General features: G+C 59.9%; 15 protein-coding genes. 8 read left to right on the top strand and 7 right to left on the bottom strand.

Translation table 11 applies throughout. The annotated features are described in order from the left end of the window. Positions 1-22: 22 nt before the first annotated feature. The gene (ubiG, locus tag ACZ9XP_RS02350; RefSeq protein ID WP_147684441.1) at positions 23-721 is read right to left on the bottom strand and encodes a bifunctional 2-polyprenyl-6-hydroxyphenol methylase/3-demethylubiquinol 3-O-methyltransferase UbiG; all 699 of its coding nucleotides are present in this window, start codon (positions 719-721) and stop codon (positions 23-25) included. A 12-nt stretch (positions 722-733) separates the two neighbouring features. Beyond that, positions 734-2,053 carry a TRZ/ATZ family hydrolase gene (locus ACZ9XP_RS02345; protein WP_465187920.1) on the bottom strand — a complete coding sequence of 440 codons (1,320 nt, stop codon included), beginning with the start codon at positions 2,051-2,053 and terminating at the stop codon, positions 734-736. Positions 2,054-2,233: 180 nt separating this feature from the next. On the opposite strand from ACZ9XP_RS02345, the gene ACZ9XP_RS02340 reads away from it, so the two are divergent. Next, positions 2,234-5,050 carry an EAL domain-containing protein gene (locus ACZ9XP_RS02340; protein WP_147684437.1) on the top strand — a complete coding sequence of 939 codons (2,817 nt, stop codon included), beginning with the start codon at positions 2,234-2,236 and terminating at the stop codon, positions 5,048-5,050. Between the two features lie 158 nt (positions 5,051-5,208). Beyond that, on the top strand, positions 5,209-6,525 hold the full coding sequence (locus ACZ9XP_RS02335; RefSeq protein ID WP_465187919.1) for an enoyl ACP reductase FabMG family protein: 1,317 nt from the start codon (positions 5,209-5,211) through the stop codon (positions 6,523-6,525). A 243-nt stretch (positions 6,526-6,768) separates the two neighbouring features. Here the strand turns inward: ACZ9XP_RS02335 and ACZ9XP_RS02330 are convergent, their stop codons facing one another. Together ACZ9XP_RS02330 and ACZ9XP_RS02325 are read right to left on the bottom strand one after the other, a co-directional pair. Continuing rightward, positions 6,769-7,275: a hypothetical protein gene (locus ACZ9XP_RS02330; RefSeq protein WP_465187918.1), complete on the bottom strand. Its 507-nt coding sequence runs from the start codon at positions 7,273-7,275 to the stop codon at positions 6,769-6,771. A 256-nt stretch (positions 7,276-7,531) separates the two neighbouring features. After that, positions 7,532-7,837, bottom strand: a complete 306-nt coding sequence (locus ACZ9XP_RS02325) for a hypothetical protein (RefSeq protein WP_465187917.1) — start codon at positions 7,835-7,837, stop codon at positions 7,532-7,534. A 364-nt stretch (positions 7,838-8,201) separates the two neighbouring features. Between ACZ9XP_RS02325 and ACZ9XP_RS02320 the strand changes: the two genes are divergently transcribed. Together ACZ9XP_RS02320 and ACZ9XP_RS02315 are read left to right on the top strand one after the other, a co-directional pair. After that, positions 8,202-8,999, top strand: a complete 798-nt coding sequence (locus ACZ9XP_RS02320; RefSeq protein WP_465187916.1) for a hypothetical protein — start codon at positions 8,202-8,204, stop codon at positions 8,997-8,999. A gap of 78 nt (positions 9,000-9,077) precedes the next feature. Further along, positions 9,078-9,605: a hypothetical protein gene (locus ACZ9XP_RS02315; protein WP_465187915.1), complete on the top strand. Its 528-nt coding sequence runs from the start codon at positions 9,078-9,080 to the stop codon at positions 9,603-9,605. 536 nt (positions 9,606-10,141) lie between these two features. Here the strand turns inward: ACZ9XP_RS02315 and lysS are convergent. The 3 genes from lysS to ACZ9XP_RS02300 form a co-directional block, all read right to left on the bottom strand. Beyond that, positions 10,142-11,650: a lysine--tRNA ligase gene (lysS, locus tag ACZ9XP_RS02310; RefSeq protein ID WP_465187914.1), complete on the bottom strand. Its 1,509-nt coding sequence runs from the start codon at positions 11,648-11,650 to the stop codon at positions 10,142-10,144. Between the two features lie 60 nt (positions 11,651-11,710). Next, positions 11,711-12,815, bottom strand: a protein-coding gene (prfB, locus tag ACZ9XP_RS02305; RefSeq protein ID WP_147684523.1) for a peptide chain release factor 2 whose coding sequence is annotated in 2 segments (ribosomal slippage) — positions 11,711-12,733 and positions 12,735-12,815 — 1,104 coding nt in all. Because the reading frame shifts where the segments join, the coding sequence is not laid out codon by codon here. Positions 12,816-12,923: 108 nt separating this feature from the next. Beyond that, positions 12,924-13,904 (bottom strand): malate dehydrogenase, encoded by a 981-nt coding sequence (locus ACZ9XP_RS02300; protein WP_147684424.1) that lies wholly within the window; start codon positions 13,902-13,904, stop codon positions 12,924-12,926. Positions 13,905-14,115: 211 nt separating this feature from the next. On the opposite strand from ACZ9XP_RS02300, the gene ACZ9XP_RS02295 reads away from it, so the two are divergent. The 4 genes from ACZ9XP_RS02295 to sdhA all read left to right on the top strand — a co-directional run bounded on the left by ACZ9XP_RS02295 (position 14,116) and on the right by sdhA (position 17,545). Then, entirely contained in the window at positions 14,116-14,844 is a 729-nt protein-coding gene (locus tag ACZ9XP_RS02295) for a GntR family transcriptional regulator (protein WP_147684422.1), read from the top strand. Positions 14,845-15,066: 222 nt separating this feature from the next. Next, the gene (sdhC, locus tag ACZ9XP_RS02290; RefSeq protein WP_147684420.1) at positions 15,067-15,441 is read left to right on the top strand and encodes a succinate dehydrogenase, cytochrome b556 subunit; all 375 of its coding nucleotides are present in this window, start codon (positions 15,067-15,069) and stop codon (positions 15,439-15,441) included. Next, a complete protein-coding gene (gene sdhD, locus ACZ9XP_RS02285; RefSeq protein WP_147684418.1) occupies positions 15,435-15,779 on the top strand; it encodes a succinate dehydrogenase, hydrophobic membrane anchor protein in 345 nt (114 codons plus the stop codon). Before sdhC ends, sdhD begins: the two co-directional genes overlap by 7 nt. Beyond that, entirely contained in the window at positions 15,779-17,545 is a 1,767-nt protein-coding gene (gene sdhA / locus ACZ9XP_RS02280; RefSeq protein WP_147684416.1) for a succinate dehydrogenase flavoprotein subunit, read from the top strand. Before sdhD ends, sdhA begins: the two co-directional genes overlap by 1 nt. Positions 17,546-17,564 lie beyond the last annotated feature (19 nt).

The raw sequence follows: 17,564 nt of genomic DNA, 5'->3' as shown, positions 1-17,564 counted from the left end.
CCGCAAGGGGGCGCCGTGCAGCTCAGGCCAGGCGGCGGGTGGCGATCAGGTAGTTCACATCGGTGTCGCTGCCCAGGCTGTAAATGCGGGTGAGCGGGTTGTAGCTCATGCCGGACAGGGTATCGATGCCCAGGCCCGCGTTACGCGCCATGCGCGACAGCTCGGACGGCTTCAGGAAGCGGCCGTACTCGTGCGTGCCCTTGGGCAGCATGTTCAGCACGTATTCCGCTGCCAGCACCGCCAGCAGGTAGGACTTGGCGTTGCGGTTCAGGGTAGAGAAAAACACCCAGCCGCCCGGCTTCACCAGCTGCGCGCAGGCGCGTACCACGCTTTGCGGGTCCGGCACGTGTTCCAGCATTTCCATGCAGGTCACCACGTCAAAGCTGCCGGGGGCTTCGGCGGCCAGCTCTTCTACCGGCACGCAGCGGTAGCTCACGCTGACGCCGCTTTCCAGTCCGTGCAGCTGGGCCACTTTCAGCGACTTTTTCGCCAGGTCGATACCGGTGACGCTGGCGCCGCGTGCCGCCATGCTTTCGGCCAGAATGCCGCCGCCGCAGCCTACGTCCAGCACGGTTTTACCGGCCAGGCCGGCGTGGCTGTCGATAAAGTCCAGGCGCAGCGGGTTGATCTCGTGCAGCGGTTTGAACTCGCTGTCCATGTCCCACCACTTGTGGGCTATCTGGCTGAATTTATCCAGCTCCAGTTCGTCTACATTGCTCATTTCGTGTCCTGCTTATTTGGCCAGAATGCGCACGCGCCAGGCGTCGGCACGGGCTTTCAGGTCGGCTTCGTCCAGGGTGGTCAGCGTGCGCTCGCTCAGTACTTTACGGCCGTTTACCCAGACGTGGCTCACCTGCTCGCGGCCGGCGGCGTAGACAATGTGGGAAATCGGGTCAAAGCTTGGGCTGGTTTCGATCTGCGCCAGGTCGACGGCAATCAGGTCGGCCAGCTTGCCAACGGTCACGCTGCCTACCTTGTCGCCAATGTGCAGTGCGTTGGCACCCTGCTGGGTCGCCATGCGGATGGCGGTGGCGGCCGGTACGGCTACCGGGTTCAGCGTGCCTACCTTGGCCAGCAGCGCGCCCATGCGGGTTTCGCTCAGCATGTCCAGCTTGTTGTTGGAGGCGGCGCCGTCGGTGCCGATACCTACTGTCACGCCAGCATCCAGCAGCTTTTGTACCGGGGCGATGCCGGAGGCCAGCTTCATATTGCTGGTCGGGTTGTGGGCAATCGCTACACCACGCTCGGCGCACAGGGCGATCTCTTCATCGTTCAGGTGCACCATGTGCGCGGCGATCAGGCGCGGGCTCAGCATGCCCAGCTTGTCCAGGCGCGCCAGCGGGCGCACACCGTGCTCGGCTACGCCGCCGTTTACCTCGTCCTGGGTTTCGTGGATGTGGCAGTGGATCAGCATGTCGTGCTCGTCGGCCAGCGCCACCACCTTGCGGAAGGTGTCGTCGGACACGGTATACGGTGCATGCGGTGCCAGCGTGAAGGTAATCAGCTCGTTGCCCTGGTAGTTGGCCGCATCGGCCAGGCCCTTGGCAATGTAGTCGTCTGCGTTCTGGCCGTAGGCGGTGGGGAATTCCAGGATCGAGCAGCCTACAAAAGTACGCATGCCCGCTTGCAGGCCCGCGCGCGCCATGGCGTCGTGGAAGAAGTACATGTCGTTGATGGTGGTGGTGCCGCTGCGGAACATCTCGCCCATGGCCAGCAGCGCGCCGTCGAACACGAACTGGTCGCTGACGTGTTTGCCTTCGGCCGGCCAGATGTGGTTTTGCAGCCAGTCCATCAGCGCCTTGTCGTCGGCCATGCCGCGCAGCAGCGTCATGGCGCTGTGGCCGTGCAGGTTCACCAGACCCGGCATCAACACATGGTTATCCAGCATCACCCGTTCGGTGGCGTCGGCTGCCGCGATCTGCTCTGGCGACAGGATGGCGGCAATGCGGCCATCCTTGATACCCACAGCGTGGTTTTCCAGCACCACACCATCTTGCTCTACCGTAATAATCCAGCGGGCACAGAGCAATTGGTCGAAGCGATTGTTTTCCATGTGATATCTGCCTTTTATAAAGTTAGCCAAGGATTGTAGGCGGGCTGTTCGGCATTCGGCAACCGGCTATCCCTGTGTATACTATGCATACAGCGTCTTTGCACACCACGGCAAGAGCGCTTATTCTGTGTAAATAACTGATGAAACCAGCGGCAAAGTGCCCTGAGGGTAAACGACTCCATGAACCAGAAGCCAGACAACTTCGACAGCTACCTCATCGGTTCTCGTTTGTCTTTGCGGCAAGTTTTCCTGATGGCGCTCGTGCTGGGTTTGCTGATTCCGGCGGTCATCATCACCGTGCTGAGCTACAACCTGCAGCGCGAACGCATGGAAAACCAGCTGGCAGTGGACCAGAAGCGCCTGCTGGACATCGTGGCGCTGGGCATGCAGGAGCCGCTGTGGAACCTGAGCAGACAAGCCGGTGCCCCATTGGTTTCCTCGGTGATGGACGACACCCGCGTCATTTCCATCCGCGTGTCTGACACGCAGTCCAACACCGTTTTTCTGTCGACCCTGCGCAGCGAGCGCCGCATTGGCAGCGTGGCTTTCGTGCAGAAAGACGTGGTGTACCGCGGCGAGGCCATCGGCCAGGTCAGCATCGAGTTTGATACCGAACACCTGGCCATCGACCAGCGTAACCAGCTTAAAAACCTGTTGATGATCGTGGTCGCGCAGCTGCTGCTGTCCGTGCTGCTGATCATGACCATTCTGCATTCACGCTTTCTGCGCCCCATCCGCCAGCTGTCCGAGCAGGCTACACAGTTGGCCGCACTCAAGCTGGACGAGCCGTTTCACTGGGGCCGCCAGGACGAAATCGGCACCGTGGGCAAGCACCTGGAATGGATGCGTGCCGAGCTCAAACGCCTGATCGACGAGCTCAAGTCCAAAACCCTGGCGCTGGAAGCCGATATCGAACGCCGCCGCGAGGTAGAAGACGCGCTGCGCCGCTCGGAAAACAAATACCGCGAGCTGTTCTGGTCCAACCTGGACGGCATTGTGATCAGCTCGCTGGAAGGCCAGATCATCGACGCCAACCCGGCCTTCCTCAGCCTGCTGGGTTACAGCCTGGACCAGCTCAAGCTGCAAAACTTCTGGGGCCTGCTGGACCGCGAAAGCGAGCCGCAAGAGCGCTACAACCTGGACCACAAGGTGATGCGTTTCGGCTTCTGCGACGAATTCGAAGTGCAGTACATCAACCGCGTCGGCAACCCTATCCCGGTCAGCGTGAAAACCGTGGCCATGCGTGACGCCGCCGGCCGCATCACTGCCGTATGGCGCATGGTGCGCGACATCTCCGAGCGCCGCGCCGCCGAAGAGCGCATGCAGCTGGCCGCCAAGGTGTTCGAGAACACCGCCGAAGGCATCATGATTACCGACGCCGACGTGCTGATCCGCTCGGTGAACCGTGCCTTTACCGAAATCACCGGTTTCAGCCAGGACGAAGTGCTGGGCCAGCGCCCCACCGTGCTGACCTCTGGCCGCCACAGCAGCGAGTTCTACGAAGCCATGTGGAAAGAGCTGCGCGAAGAGGGCTTCTGGCAGGGCGAAGTATGGAACCGTCGCAAAAACGGCGAGGTGTACCCGGAATGGCTGGCCATCAACGTGGTGAAGAGCCCGGCAGGCGAGGTGACTCACTACGTGGCCATCTTCAGCGACCAGTCCGAGCGCAAAGCCGCCGACGAGCGCATCCAGTTCCTGGCCCACTTCGACGTACTGACCGGCCTGCCCAACCGTGGCCACCTGCAAGACCGTGCGCTGCTGGCTATCCAGAATGCCGTGCGCGACAACGGCAAGCTGGCCATCCTGCTGCTGGACCTGGACCGCTTCAAAACCGTCAACGAATCACTGGGCCACGCCGCCGGCGACATCCTGCTCAAGATGGCGTCCGAGCGCATTCGCAAGGTGCTGGGCACCGGCGAAGTGGTGGCGCGCCAGGGCGGCGACGAGTTCATCGTGCTGCTGCCGCTGATCAGCGATGCCGCTGTAGCTGCCCACGTGGCCGAACGCATCCTCACCGAATTCGGCATTCCGCTGGAGGTGTACAACCACACCCTGTCCATTAGCGGCAGTATCGGTATCAGTATCTTCCCGGACGACGGCCGCGACTTCGACACCCTGGTACGCAACGCCGATGCGGCCATGTACCACGCCAAGTCCAGCGGGCGTAACAACTACAAGTTCTACACCGCCGACCTGAACGCCCGTGCCCGCGAGATTCTGGCCATCGAAAGCCAGCTGCGCTACGCGGTAGAGCACAACGAATTCATCCTGCACTACCAGCCACAGGTCGACATTGCCAGCGGCAAGATCATTGGTGCCGAAGCGCTGATCCGCTGGAACCACCCGTCGCTGGGCCTGCTGGGGCCGATACACTTCATCGACGTAGCCGAAGAGCGCGGCTTTATCGTGCAGATCGGCAACTGGGTTATTCGCGAAGCCTGCCGCCAGATTGCCGCCTGGCACGCAGCCGGCCTGCCGCTGGTGACCGTGGGGGTGAACCTGTCGGCGCTGCAGTTCCGCCACCAGGACCTGGTGCAGGTGCTGAGCAACGCGCTGGCCGCCTACCAGCTGCCGGGTAGCTGCCTGGACGTGGAAGTGACCGAAAGCGTGATCATGGACGACATGGAGGCCACCATCCAGACCATCCGCGCCATCCAGTCCATGGGCATCCGCATGTCCATTGACGACTTCGGCACCGGCTACTCCAGCCTGTCCTACCTCAAGCGCTTCAAGGCCGACAAGCTCAAGATCGACCGCTCCTTCGTGCGCGACATCCCGGACGACCAGGACGACACCGCCATTACCCGTGCCATCATCAACATGGCCAAGAACCTGAACATGCAAGTGGTGGCCGAAGGCGTGGAAACCATCGAGCAATGGTCGTTCCTGGAAGAGCACGGCTGCGACCAGGTGCAAGGCTACCTGCTCGCCAAGCCCATGGCCGCCGAGCTGGTAGAGCCCCTGCTGCGGCAAGAAACCCTGCGCCCGCCGGTATAGCGTGTCGTGCGGCCAACTACCCGGCTACGGCCGGGTTTTTTCATGCCCGGCAGGCGCCAGCTGGCCGCATGGTTACACAAACTAAACAGTGGCAGATTTGATAGCTTGCCCTGTTCAAATTAGAATTCGAGCCATTAACCTAATTCGAGACCTGTTCAGTGAACGCACCGACCTCTCTTCGCGACCTCCCGCAAGGCAAACTTTTCCGCCAGGGCGACGTATTCGTGCTGTTTGGCGAGCTGTTCGGCCGTGGTTACGCCAACGGCCTGATCAACGAAGCCCGCGCCGCCGGCATGACCATCATCGGCCTGACCGTAGGCCGACGCGAAGCCGATAACAGCCTGCGCCCGCTGAATGCCGAAGAGCTGGCCGAAGCCGAAGCCCGCATCGGCGGCAAGGTGATCAACGTGCCGCTGATGGCCGGTTTCGACCTGGACGCCCCGGCTGGCGAACCCACCCCCACCGAGCTGCTGTCGGTACTGACCCTGAAAAACTGGCAGGACGAAAAGCTGGACTGGGCGCAGATCGAACGCTGCCGCGAAGCCGGCGTAGCCCGCTTCAAAAACAGCGTAGCCGAAGTGATGGCCCAGCTGGAGCCGCTGGTCGCCGACGGCAGCAATGTGTTCTTTGCCCACACCATGGCAGGTGGCATCCCCAAGGTGAAAGTGTTCCTGGCCATTGCCAACCGCATCTACAAAGGCCGTGGCGACCGCTTCATGTCGTCGCGTGCGCTGCTGGATAGCGACCTGGGCAAGCTGATCCTGATGAACTTCGACGAAGTCACCGCCAACACCTTCCAGTACCTGATCGACGGCAGCGCCGCGCTGCGCCAGCGCCTGGAAGCCACCGGCGGCCAGGTACGCTATACCGCCTACGGCTACCACGGCACCGAGATCCTGATCGACGGCCAGTACCAGTGGCAGACCTACACCAACTACACCCAGGGCGGCGCCAAAAAACGCCTGGAAGACCACGCCCGCACCGCGTGGCAGCAGGGCGTGAAGGCCACCGTGTTCAACTGCCCGGAAATCCGCACCAACTCGTCCGACATCTTTGTGGGCGTGGAGCTGTCGCTGTTCCCGCTGCTCAAAGCCCTGCGCCAGGAAGCCCCGGGCGCATGGACCGAGGCACAATGGGCCGCCTGCCACGCGCTGCTGCAAGACGGCTACAGCATTGAAGACCTGCTGGCGCAGATCGAAGCCTACAACACCGACGCCACCATGCTGGCCTTCCGCGACTTTGCCGCCTGGCCCATGGACAACTCCCCGGCGCTGGCCGACGTGATGATCGGCACCTCCGACGACATCACCAGCAAGCACAAAGAGCGCAGCGCACTGGTTACCGACCACCTCAGCGCCCTGGTGCTGGAAGGCACCGGCCCGCTGATGTTCGGCGAAGCGGCCAACCCTGCCGGCCCGGTGCTGTGGCTGAACCACGACATCATCGCCAAACAGCTGGCCAAGCTGCACGGCTAAGCGGTTTGCTGTAACACGGCAAAGCAAAACCCCGGTCTACTGACCGGGGTTTTTTCATGGGCGTAACGGGATTTGGCTGGCAGCGTTAGCATCAAATCTGGTACTTACCGGCTGGCCAAGCTTGTTGGGCGTGCCCGAGCGCACAACAGCGTGGAAACGCCCATCATACTCACCCCGCGCCAACTTTGCGGGCCGGACGGCGCGCCCGGCAGCGGTCGCGTGCCGCCCGTTATGCAGTCCTTTTCAGTGCAACAGCACCATAGCCGCCACGCCGGTAAAGCCCGTCAGCAGCGCAATACCCAGCAGCAACAGGCCGCGCAGCAACACGCCACGCGCCAGCACCGGGTGTTCGCTCACCGCCGCCAGCGCCAGCAACACAAAGCTCGCCGCCCACAAGTAATACGCGCCGTGCAGCCGCAGGCTGGGTAGCAGCGTCACCAGCGGCCGTATCAACATCACGTTATGCACCGCCACAGCCAGCAACAGCAGCAGCGCGCCCAGGCCGCTAGTTGGCCGCAGTAGCTGCCGCAGGCGGCGCAGCTCGGCCAGCATCAGCCCGTTACTGAGCACCCCCAGCCATAGCCAGGGGGTGCTTAGCAAGGTCAGCGGCAGCCACGCCGCCAGCAGCAGCGTGCCACTGGCCAGCAGCTGGATACCCAGCAGCGTATCGCCGTGCGGCGAAATCGCCGCCGGCCACAGCAGGCTGGCCAGCCACAGGGCCAGCGCGGCCAGGCGAAGCGCTTGCGTCATTGGTATGCACCGTCAAAGGAACGCCGACAGCATACGCGATGGCACTGCGGTTGGCAGGTGGTTGGAAGGACGGGGAGGAGGGCGCAGTTGGCCGCATGGAATGGCAAGGAGATGCTACGGCAGACAGCTTCCGAACGTTGCAGTGCTACCACGCTGGAAGAAGAAGGGTTGGACCCACGTGTGAACGAACAGCCGCTGGTACGCCACCCGTCCAGGATGCCTGCAAGCCAAGTGGACATTGGCCTTGAGCAAAATGTCAGCTTGCATTTTCGGGCTCCCACCGCTGGTAGGCAAGCAGGGCCAACGGTGCGATTGGCTGTGGCCGGGGCCGGACCACGTGCTGCTCGTCAAGGCCCCAGGGTGCCACGAAATCTGCAATGACCTCCGTAGCTGCGCACGAGCAGCTTTCTCGAGCGGCACGTGACGGCTCTCCGTCGTACTCGAAGCGGATGCGAACCACATGGTTAGCCGCATCCAGCTCAGCAGACGCCGCACGAAGCGACGGATGGACTTCGCCAAGAAGTCCACGGGCTAGGGAGGGGATGAGCACGTTACGTTCCATGCGGATAAAGCCTAACGTAAGGGTGGGAATACTTACAGCTAGTAGATTCTATGTTGGCGCACAAGCTTTTCCGACAAGATTGGGGTCATAAGGAACGCCCGGATAAGCTAACGGCGCATCCGGGCTTGATTGTTTTGGCACTGTCACTTGGTCATCTGACAGGATGCGGCCAACCTTGGGTATCTGGCTGTTCCCCGGATGCGGCTGCGCCTTATCCGGGCTACTTGCTGTGTACTTTCAGGCATTGGCAACCCCAATAGCTTGTAAAGCAATGATAAATGCGCATATCATGCTTGGTTGTACACACAGATAAGCCAAATATACACCTGCAGAGGTGTATATTTCACGTTGGGCAACACCATAAATGGCTGAGTCACGTCAAATCTCAGAAGGTATTCTCTTGGCGGCAGCGTCCGCTCTCTCCTACGGTATCGCATTCGCGTATCAAAGCGGCTACGCATCGTATTTCGGAATACCGCCGCTCCTGCTGACACCGACCATAGGCACTGTATTGAAAGCCGCTGGAGCAGTGGGGCTGGCGTTCCTATCCTTCTGGAACATAGCAAACGGCATATGGCCATTTGCTCCACGTGGTGAGTCTGCGCATCATAAAGTCATCCGTAGGCTGCTTGCCATCACGCTTATCGCGGGCCTCGTCGCTTTTAACCTTCTTGATGGTTGGCGTGCCTGGATAGCCCTCGCCTCAGTCGTGAGCTTTTTCGCGTTCTTCGAGCTTGCCTTTCCCTTGATAGTGCATCGCAAAGTCGTTGGTTACGAAAACAAGCTTCTCGCGCAAAAAGACCTAGAGCGGAATAGTCAAAAATACACGCTTACCGAAAAGGCTGCAGGAGTTATGGGTGAGAGCGGTCTCCGCCTAGCAGCGGCCGCGCTTCTCCTACTGCTATTGGCAAACATAGTTGGCAATAACGCAGCGCGAAACCAGGAAGAATTTTACGTTGTGGCAACCCCGCCCAACGCGGTGGTCCTCTCCATGGAAAACAACATTCTCATTTTGGGAACCTACGACCCAAAGACGATGACCCTAAGCGGTACATACCTCATTGAGCAACTTTCAGACTCCCACCATTGGTCGCTGGAAAAGCAGCGCATTGGGAAACTGAAAGAACCACCAAAACCGCAGGTCACCGCAAAGACGCAATGAGCTTGTTGCCCAACCCGGCAGTCGAGCGGACCTGCGCGAAAGGCCGCGCAGGCCGCTCACTTCTACGTTAAGCCTCAGATGGAAACAATTTCGCGTGCGTCGTCCCATGAATTGGAAGTCCTTGCCGGTCGAACAGTAGACGCAGTGTTCCAAGACGATGGCTACTGGCACCTATTTATTGCGTTCCGCTGCACAGACGGAAAATCGATTGTCTTCTGCACGGAAGATGTGGGTATTGCCAGGTACTTTGAAGTCTTCCCGGTTAAGGTCACGATCGAACCAACTGAGTGTCGGGCTTGGCGACTATTGAGCGAAGCTGAGACGATCCGAGAGGCAGTTCCATTGTTTCGAGAAGAGTGGCTCGAGCCCTCTGACCCGCACCCCGAACATGTCGGTAGCTCACCGCACTATGTTCATCACGTCGGCCGCGGGCCGGCGTCAACCAATGCAATTCGAAAAGTCATTGTGCAAGCTGGCGTTAAGTTGTGTTTCGATTCCGCAGGTTCAGCATTGATCTACGCTTCGAGCACAGCGCCATTCAATGTTGAAGTTGCGATCACACAAACCGAAGTGGAGTACGCCCTTGCGGATTTCAATGCGGCTTAGGCTTAACCCTTCGTTGTAGCCGACCAAAGCCAGCTTCGCTGTCTCGGTCGGCTGAACTCGAACGTTAGGTTGCTTGCCTACCCGGTGCGGCCTGAACTCAAACGTTGGGAGGCAAGGAGCGAAAGCTGATGGACGTGAGTGACCGAGATCGTAAGAAGGCTTGGAAGTTGCAACAGCGGAGGCTGGCTCAGGACGCATTTCCAATCGCCGATGCTCTGCTGAAGTCGCTGTTCGAGGCTGTGGATGCACAAGTCGAGAACTCGTGCTGCGACCACGCATTGCGATTCACTCAGCCCGTAGCCCGGATAAGCTAACGGCGCATCCGGGGTTGATTGTCTTGGTGCGGTCACTTGGTCATCAGACAGAATGCGGCCAACCTTGGGTATCCGGCTGTTCCCCGGATGCGGCTGCGCCTTATCCGGGCTACTTGTTACTTTTCGCTGCGAGTAGGTGGTTTGCCGCAGCAGAATCTGGGCACGAAAAACCCCGCGTCGCACGGGGCGACGCGGGGTTGGGCAGTTGCCTGTGTGAAACGCTTAGGCTTCGTGGCGCATCTGCGGGAACAGGATGACGTCGCGGATGGACGGGGCGTCGGTCAGCAGCATTACCAGGCGGTCGATGCCGATGCCGCAGCCGCCGGTTGGTGGCAGGCCGTATTCCATGGCGCGGATGTAGTCGGCGTCGAAGTGCATGGCTTCGTCGTCGCCGGCGTCTTTCTGGGCTACCTGGGACAGGAAGCGGTTGGCCTGGTCTTCCGGGTCGTTCAGCTCGGAGTAGCCGTTGGCGTGTTCGCGGCCCACGATGAACAGCTCGAAGCGCTCGGTGATGTTGGCGTCGGCGTCGGAGCCGCGTGCCAGTGGGGACACTTCCACCGGGTAGTCGATGATGAAGGTCGGGTTCCACAGCAGGCTTTCCGCACATTCTTCAAACAGGGCCAGCTGCAGGCTGCCCAGGCCAGGTGCCGGTGGCAGCTTGCCGCCCAGGCGCTTGATCTCGGCGGCGACCCATTCGGCGTCGGCCAGCTGTTCGTTGGTGTATTGCGGGTTGTAGTGCTGGATGGCGCCCACGATGGTGAAGCGGTCAAACGGCTTGCCCAGGTCGACTTCTTTGCCACCGTAGGTCACGGTGGTGCTGCCGGTGGCGGTGATGGCGCATTGGCGGATGATGTTTTCGGTCATCTCCATCATGCGCTGGTAGTCGCTGTAGGCTTCGTAGAATTCGATCATGGTGAACTCGGGGTTGTGGCGTGTGCTCATCCCCTCGTTACGGAAGTTACGGTTGATTTCGAACACGCGCTCCAGGCCGCCTACCACCAGGCGTTTCAGGTACAGCTCGGGGGCGATGCGCAGGTACAGCGGCATGTCCAGGGCGTTGTGGTGGGTGACAAACGGTTTGGCTGCGGCGCCGCCCGGGATGGGGTGCATCATCGGGGTTTCTACTTCCAGGTAGCCTTGGCTTACCATCACGTCGCGCACGGTTTGTACGATCTTGGAGCGCTTGATGAAGGTGCTGCGGCTCTCTTCGCTCATGATGAGGTCAACGTAGCGCTGGCGGTATTTTTGTTCCTGGTCGGTCATGCCGTGGAATTTGTCCGGCAGCGGGCGCAGCGATTTGGACAGCAGGCGCAGCTCGGATACGTTGACCGACAGCTCGCCTTTGTTGGTTTTGAACAGGGTGCCTTTGGCGGACAGGATATCGCCCATGTCCCAGTGTTTGAAGGCGGCGTGGATGTCGGCGCCGACGCCCTGGTCGTTGATGTACAGCTGAATCTGGCCGGCAACGTCTTGCAGGGTGGCGAAGCTGGCTTTGCCCATCACGCGCTTGAGCATCATGCGGCCGGCTACGGCTACCTGGATGTTCAGCGGCTCGAGCTCTTCTTTGCTTTTGTCGTTGTAGGCGGCGTGCAGGTCACCGCTGAGGTGTTCGCGCTTGAAGTCGTTGGGGAAGGCAACACCGGCTTCGCGGATGGCTTTCAGTTTTTCACGGCGCTCGGCCATGATGTGGTTTTCGTCGTGCTGCTGCAGGCTGGATTCTTGTTCCGACATGGGGGATCTCCGTTAATGTAAAAGGTTGGCCGCAGTCTTGCGGCCAACCTTGGGTATGGCTTACACGCCTTGTTTCAGGCTGGCTTCGATAAAGCCGTCGAGGTCGCCGTCCATGACGGCTTTGATGTTGCCTACCTCGTAGCTGGTGCGCAGATCCTTGATGCGCGACTGGTCGAATACGTAGGAGCGGATCTGGTGGCCCCAGCCTACGTCGGTCTTGCTGTCTTCCAGCGATTGCTTGGCTTCGTTACGCAGTTTCAGTTCGCGTTCGTACAGCTTGGCACGCAGCATCTGCCAGGCTTCGTCACGGTTGCGGTGCTGCGAACGGTCGTTCTGGCACTGCACCACAATGCCGGTCGGGGCGTGGGTCAGGCGTACGGCGGAGTCGGTTTTGTTGATGTGCTGGCCGCCGGCACCGCTGGCGCGGTAGGTGTCGGTACGCACATCGGCCGGGTTGATGGTGATCTCGAAGCTGTCGTCTACTTCCGGGTACACAAACACGGAGCAGAACGAGGTGTGGCGGCGCGCGTTGGAGTCGAACGGCGACACGCGCACCAGGCGGTGTACGCCTACTTCGGTACGCAGCAGGCCGTAGGCGTATTCGCCTTCGATCTTGATGGTGGCGCTGCTGATACCAGCCACTTCGCCTTCGGATTCTTCCAGGATCTCTACCTTGAAGCCCTTGCGTTCGGCGTAGCGCACGTACATGCGCAGCAGCATGCCTGCCCAGTCCTGGGCTTCGGTACCGCCGGCGCCGGCCTGGATGTCCAGGAAGCAGTTGTTCGGGTCCATCGGGTCGTGGAACATGCGGCGGAATTCCAGCTTGGCCAGCTTTTCTTCCACGCTGTCCAGGTCGGCTTTTACCGCCAGGATGGTGTCGTCGTCTTCTTCGGCTTTGCCCATTTCAAACAGCTCGCCGCAGTCGGCCAGGGTGTTGGCGATGCCTTCGATCACCAGTACCACGTCTTCCAGCTGCTTGCGTTCACGGCCGAGTTCTTGTGCCTTTTTGGGGTCGTTCCAGATATCGGGGTCTTCGGTGAGGCGGCTTACTTCTTCCAGACGGTCTTTTTTACCGTCGTAGTCAAAGATACCCCCGGATATCGGTGTTGCGGGTAGTCAGATCGTCGATCTGAGCCTGAATTTGATTGAGTACTTCAGCTTCAATCATGGTATTGCGACCTCCAAAAAGAGCAATATAAACAAGATGACAGGGTATTTCAGTAAAGACAAAAAGCGCACCTTGCGGTGCGCTTTGGGCTGAATAGCTCGCTTGTTAACCCAGCAGGTGGGCTACGCCAGCGCGTTCTTCTTCCAGCTCGTTCAGGGTAACGTTGATGCAGCTACGGCTGAATTCGTCGATTTCCAGGCCTTGTACGATGGTGTACTGGCCGTTTTCGCAGGTTACCGGGAAGCCGAACATCACGTCTTTCGGAATGCCGTAGGAACCGTCGGACGGGATACCCATGGTAACCCACTTGCCGTTGGTGCCCAGTACCCAGTCGCGGATGTGGTCGATGGCAGCGTTGGCCGCAGAGGCAGCAGACGACAGGCCACGGGCTTCGATGATGGCAGCGCCACGTTTGCCTACGGTAGGCAGGAACACGTCGCGGTTCCATTCGTGGTCGTTGATCATGTCTTTTACCGACTCGCCGTTGATGGTGGCGTAGCGGTAGTCAGCGTACATGGTCGGGGAGTGGTTGCCCCATACGGCCAGCTTCTCGATGTCGGCCACGGCTTTGCCGGTTTTGGCGGCAATTTGCGACAGCGCGCGGTTGTGGTCCAGGCGCAACATGGCGGTGAAGTTGTTCGGGTTCAGGTCCGGTGCCGACTTCATGGCGATGTAGGCGTTGGTGTTGGCCGGGTTGCCGACAACCAGAACTTTTACGTTGCGGTCTGCCACTTTGTTCAGGGCGGCGCCTTGTACGGTGAAGATTTCGGCGTTGGCGGTGAGCAGGTCTTTGCGTTCCATGCCTTTGCTGCGTGGGCGTGCGCCTACCAGCAGGGCAACTTGTACATCCTTGAAAGCCACTTCCGGGTCATCGGTAGCGACCATGCCGGCCAGCAGCGGGAAGGCGCAGTCTTCCAGCTCCATCATCACGCCTTTTACAGCGGTTTGTGCCTGTGGCAGGTCCAGCAGCTGCAGAATGACCGGCTGGTCTTTACCCAGCATTTCGCCACTGGCAATGCGGAACAACAGGCTGTAACCAATCTGACCGGCTGCACCAGTAACGGCAACGCGAACGGGGGCTTTCATCGATGTACTCTCCTTTGGACTTGGCGATGGATGCGTAGCGCATGCTCTTCCTTGCGCATGCTGCTTTGCAATACTGGCTTCGAGTGTAGCACGCCAAGTCCGGTTTGTGGGTATCAAGGCGGGTGGTGCGGCGCAGCAAGATTTACTCTTGTCTTGTGTCTTATATAAGACTAACCTTTACGCTTGATTTATTTGATGTTAAAAAGAACACATGCACGCAAAATCGCTACATCGGTTACCGCTTTACCAGCAGGTAAAGCTGCAGGTGCTAGAACGTATTGCCGAGGGGGAGTGGGCCAGTAATGAGCTGCTACCCAGCGAGTGGGATCTGGCAGACCAGTTTGCGGTAAGCCAGGGCACGGTACGCAAGGCTTTGACCGAGCTGGTCAACGACGGTGTGCTATACCGCCAGCAGGGCAGGGGTACCTTTGTGTCGGCCCCGCTGGATGATTGGGCAGGCCTCGCGATGGTGTCGCCCGGTTTGCTGGCAGAAAAGCCGGATCGCTTGCTGCGCGAGTTTCTGGGGGTCAGCCGGGTACATGCGCACGAGGAGTTGGCCGCGGCCATGGGTTTGCGCCGCAGTGCGCCCTTGCACCGCATACGCATGCTGTGGCGCATGCAGGGGCAGGTGGTGGCGCTGGACGATGTGATGCTGCCCGTTGAGCGCTTTGATGCCATCGATACCCGCTGGCTGCGCCAGATGCCTGGTGTGTGGTCGCTGTTGCAGCAGCACTTTGGTGTGCGCTTGCGGGTACAGGCAGAGCAGTGGCGCGCGATTCTGCCGGGGCGTGAAGAAATGCAGTTGTTGTCCGTAGCTGATGGTGTGCCGCTGTTGCAGTATCTGAGACTGTCTTGCGATATGCAGGGCGTGCCGGTTGAGTGGCGCGAGCGCTGGTGCGTGACGGACAAATTCGGCCTGATACGTCAGGGAAATCCCTGATTTGCGGGCCATTTAGCTGGTCAGATGGTCTTGGTCTGGCTGTTTGGCGTCCGCAGCAGGGCGCGGTTTTGATAGAATCTCAGGGACATGTTGCACCTGCAGCATTGGTTCAACATGTTTTGATGGGTGGGAGTGCCGTGCTGGCTCCCGTTCCGATGGCCCCTGCAACCATGGTGGGGGCCGGGTATAACCACTTGGTACATGCACATCCAAGGAAGCTCTATGCAGAAGCAACGACCTAAGCACTTAGATCTGGGCAAGATCAGGCTGCCTCTTCCGGGCATCGTCTCGATCCTGCACCGAATCAGCGGTGTGGCACTGTTTTTCTCGCTGCCACTCCTGATCTATCTTCTGAGCGGTTCGCTCAGTTCCGCAGAAACCTTCGACAGCTATCGCGCCGTAGTTGCCCATCCCCTGATGAAACTGATCCTGATCGGCTTCCTCTGGGCATTCCTGCATCACGCACTGGCCGGCATCCGTTTCCTGCTGCTCGATATCCATAAAGGTCTGGAACTGCAGACCGCCCGCGCTACTGCCAAGCTGGTGCTGGTAGTCAGCCTGTCTCTGACTGTGATTCTGGGGGCCATCCTATGGTAAACCGCAACGTCGTTGGTGCTCACTACGGCCTGCGCGACTGGATCATGCAGCGTGTGACTGCCGTGATCATGCTGGCTTACACCGTCATGCTGGTGCTGTTCCTGCTGGCCATGCCGGCTGGCTACGAAGGCTGGAAAGCCCTGTTTAGCCTGACCTGGGTAAAGGTTCTGACCCAAACTACCCTGCTGGCGCTGTTCTTGCACGCCTGGGTAGGTATTCGTGACCTGTGGATGGACTACATCAAGCCGGTAGGCCTTCGCCTGACCCTGCACTCCGTAACTGCAGTGTGGCTGGTGTCCTGTTTTATTTATTCGCTTAAGGTTGTCTGGGGGCTGTAATGACTGTACCCGTTCGTCGATTTGATGCAGTAATTGTTGGCGGCGGTGGCGCAGGTATGCGTGCTGCCCTGCAACTGTCCGAGTCCGGCCTGAAAACTGCCGTACTTTCCAAAGTATTCCCTACCCGTTCGCACACCGTTGCTGCTCAAGGTGGTATCTCCGCCTCGCTGGGTAACGTGCAGGAAGACCGTTGGGAATGGCATATGTACGACACCGTAAAAGGGTCGGACTGGCTGGGCGACCAGGATGCCATCGAATTCATGTGCCGCAAGGCGCCGGAAGCCGTGATCGAACTGGAACACTTCGGTATGCCGTTCGACCGTCTGGAAAACGGCAAGATCTACCAGCGTCCGTTTGGCGGCCATACCCAGAACAACGGCGAAAGCCCGGTGCAGCGCGCCTGTGCCGCAGCCGACCGTACCGGCCACGCCATGCTGCACACGCTGTACCAGCGTAACGTGCGCGCCAACACCCAGTTCTTTGTCGAGTGGATGGCACTGGACCTGATCCGTGACGAAGCTGGCGATGTGGTGGGTGTGACTGCCCTGGAAATGGAAACCGGCGAGGTTTACATCTTCCACGCGAAAGCCGTGCTGTTTGCTACCGGCGGTGCCGGCCGTATCTACGCCGCTTCCACCAACGCCTTCATCAACACCGGTGATGGCCTGGGTATGTGCGTTCGCGCAGGTATCCCGCTGGAAGACATGGAATTCTGGCAATTCCACCCAACCGGCGTAGCCGGTGCCGGCGTACTGATTACCGAAGGTGTGCGTGGCGAAGGCGGTATCCTGCTGAACGCCAACGGCGAGCGCTTCATGGAGCGCTACGCACCAAACCTGAAAGATCTGGCCCCACGTGACTTCGTGGCCCGCTCCATGGAGCAGGAAGTGCTGGAAGGCCGTGGTTGCGGCCCGAACAAGGACTATGTGCTGCTGAAGCTGGACCATCTGGGCCCGGATATCATCAAACAGCGCCTGCCTGGCATTCGCGAGATCGCCATCAAGTTTGCCGGCGTAGACCCGATCAAGGAACCGATTCCGGTTATCCCGACCTGCCACTACATGATGGGCGGTATTCCGACCAACTACCGTGGCGAAGTGGTGATCCCGCAAGGCGACAACCCGGAAGCCCGCGTAAATGGCTTCTATGCCGCTGGCGAATGCGCCTGCGCCTCCGTGCACGGTGCCAACCGTCTGGGTACAAACTCCCTGCTGGACCTGGTGGTATTCGGCAAATCGGCCGGCGACAGCATGGTCGAGTTCATCCGCAACGAAATGCCTAACTGGAAACCGCTGCCGGCCAACGCCGCAGAGCGTTCCCTGGCCCGTATCAGCCGCCTGGACAACCAGACCAACGGCGAAGACGTGACCGAAGTACGTACCGCCATGCAGCGTACCGTTCAGGCGCGTGCTGCCGTGTTCCGTAACTCGGAAAACCTGGCACTGGGCGTGAAGGAAATCCAGGAAGTGGCCGAGCGTGTAAAACGCATCCAGATCAAGGACAAGTCCAAAGTCTTCAACACCGCACGTGTCGAGGCGCTGGAGCTGGAAAACCTGATCGAAGTGGCTGTCGCTACCCTGATCTCCGCCGAAGCGCGTAAAGAGTCCCGTGGCGCCCACGCCCACGCCGACTTCCAGCAGCGCGACGACGATGTATGGATGAAGCACACCCTGTACTACGGCGATGACCGTCGCCTGACCTACAAGCCCGTGCACACCAAACCGTTGTCGGTGGATTACATCCCGCCGAAAGAGCGTACTTTCTAAGCGGCGACCAGGAGATCAA

This window comes from Vogesella perlucida (assembly GCF_979366545.1).
This window is presented reverse-complemented; position numbering and strand designations above follow the sequence as displayed.

Excerpts from the sequence above, each read along its gene's own strand:
- ACZ9XP_RS02345 (WP_465187920.1), bottom strand. The coding sequence starts at position 2,053 with ATGGAAAACAATCGCTTCGACCAATTGCTCTGTGCCCGCTGGATTATT.
- ubiG (WP_147684441.1), bottom strand. The coding sequence starts at position 721 with ATGAGCAATGTAGACGAACTGGAGCTGGATAAATTCAGCCAGATAGCC.
- ACZ9XP_RS02340 (WP_147684437.1), top strand. The coding sequence starts at position 2,234 with ATGAACCAGAAGCCAGACAACTTCGACAGCTACCTCATCGGTTCTCGT.
- sdhC (WP_147684420.1), top strand. The coding sequence starts at position 15,067 with ATGCAGAAGCAACGACCTAAGCACTTAGATCTGGGCAAGATCAGGCTG.
- lysS (WP_465187914.1), bottom strand. The coding sequence starts at position 11,650 with ATGTCGGAACAAGAATCCAGCCTGCAGCAGCACGACGAAAACCACATC.
- sdhD (WP_147684418.1), top strand. The coding sequence starts at position 15,435 with ATGGTAAACCGCAACGTCGTTGGTGCTCACTACGGCCTGCGCGACTGG.
- ACZ9XP_RS02295 (WP_147684422.1), top strand. The coding sequence starts at position 14,116 with ATGCACGCAAAATCGCTACATCGGTTACCGCTTTACCAGCAGGTAAAG.
- ACZ9XP_RS02330 (WP_465187918.1), bottom strand. The coding sequence starts at position 7,275 with ATGACGCAAGCGCTTCGCCTGGCCGCGCTGGCCCTGTGGCTGGCCAGC.
- ACZ9XP_RS02315 (WP_465187915.1), top strand. The coding sequence starts at position 9,078 with ATGGAAACAATTTCGCGTGCGTCGTCCCATGAATTGGAAGTCCTTGCC.
- ACZ9XP_RS02300 (WP_147684424.1), bottom strand. The coding sequence starts at position 13,904 with ATGAAAGCCCCCGTTCGCGTTGCCGTTACTGGTGCAGCCGGTCAGATT.
- sdhA (WP_147684416.1), top strand. The coding sequence starts at position 15,779 with ATGACTGTACCCGTTCGTCGATTTGATGCAGTAATTGTTGGCGGCGGT.
- ACZ9XP_RS02320 (WP_465187916.1), top strand. The coding sequence starts at position 8,202 with ATGGCTGAGTCACGTCAAATCTCAGAAGGTATTCTCTTGGCGGCAGCG.
- ACZ9XP_RS02325 (WP_465187917.1), bottom strand. The coding sequence starts at position 7,837 with ATGGAACGTAACGTGCTCATCCCCTCCCTAGCCCGTGGACTTCTTGGC.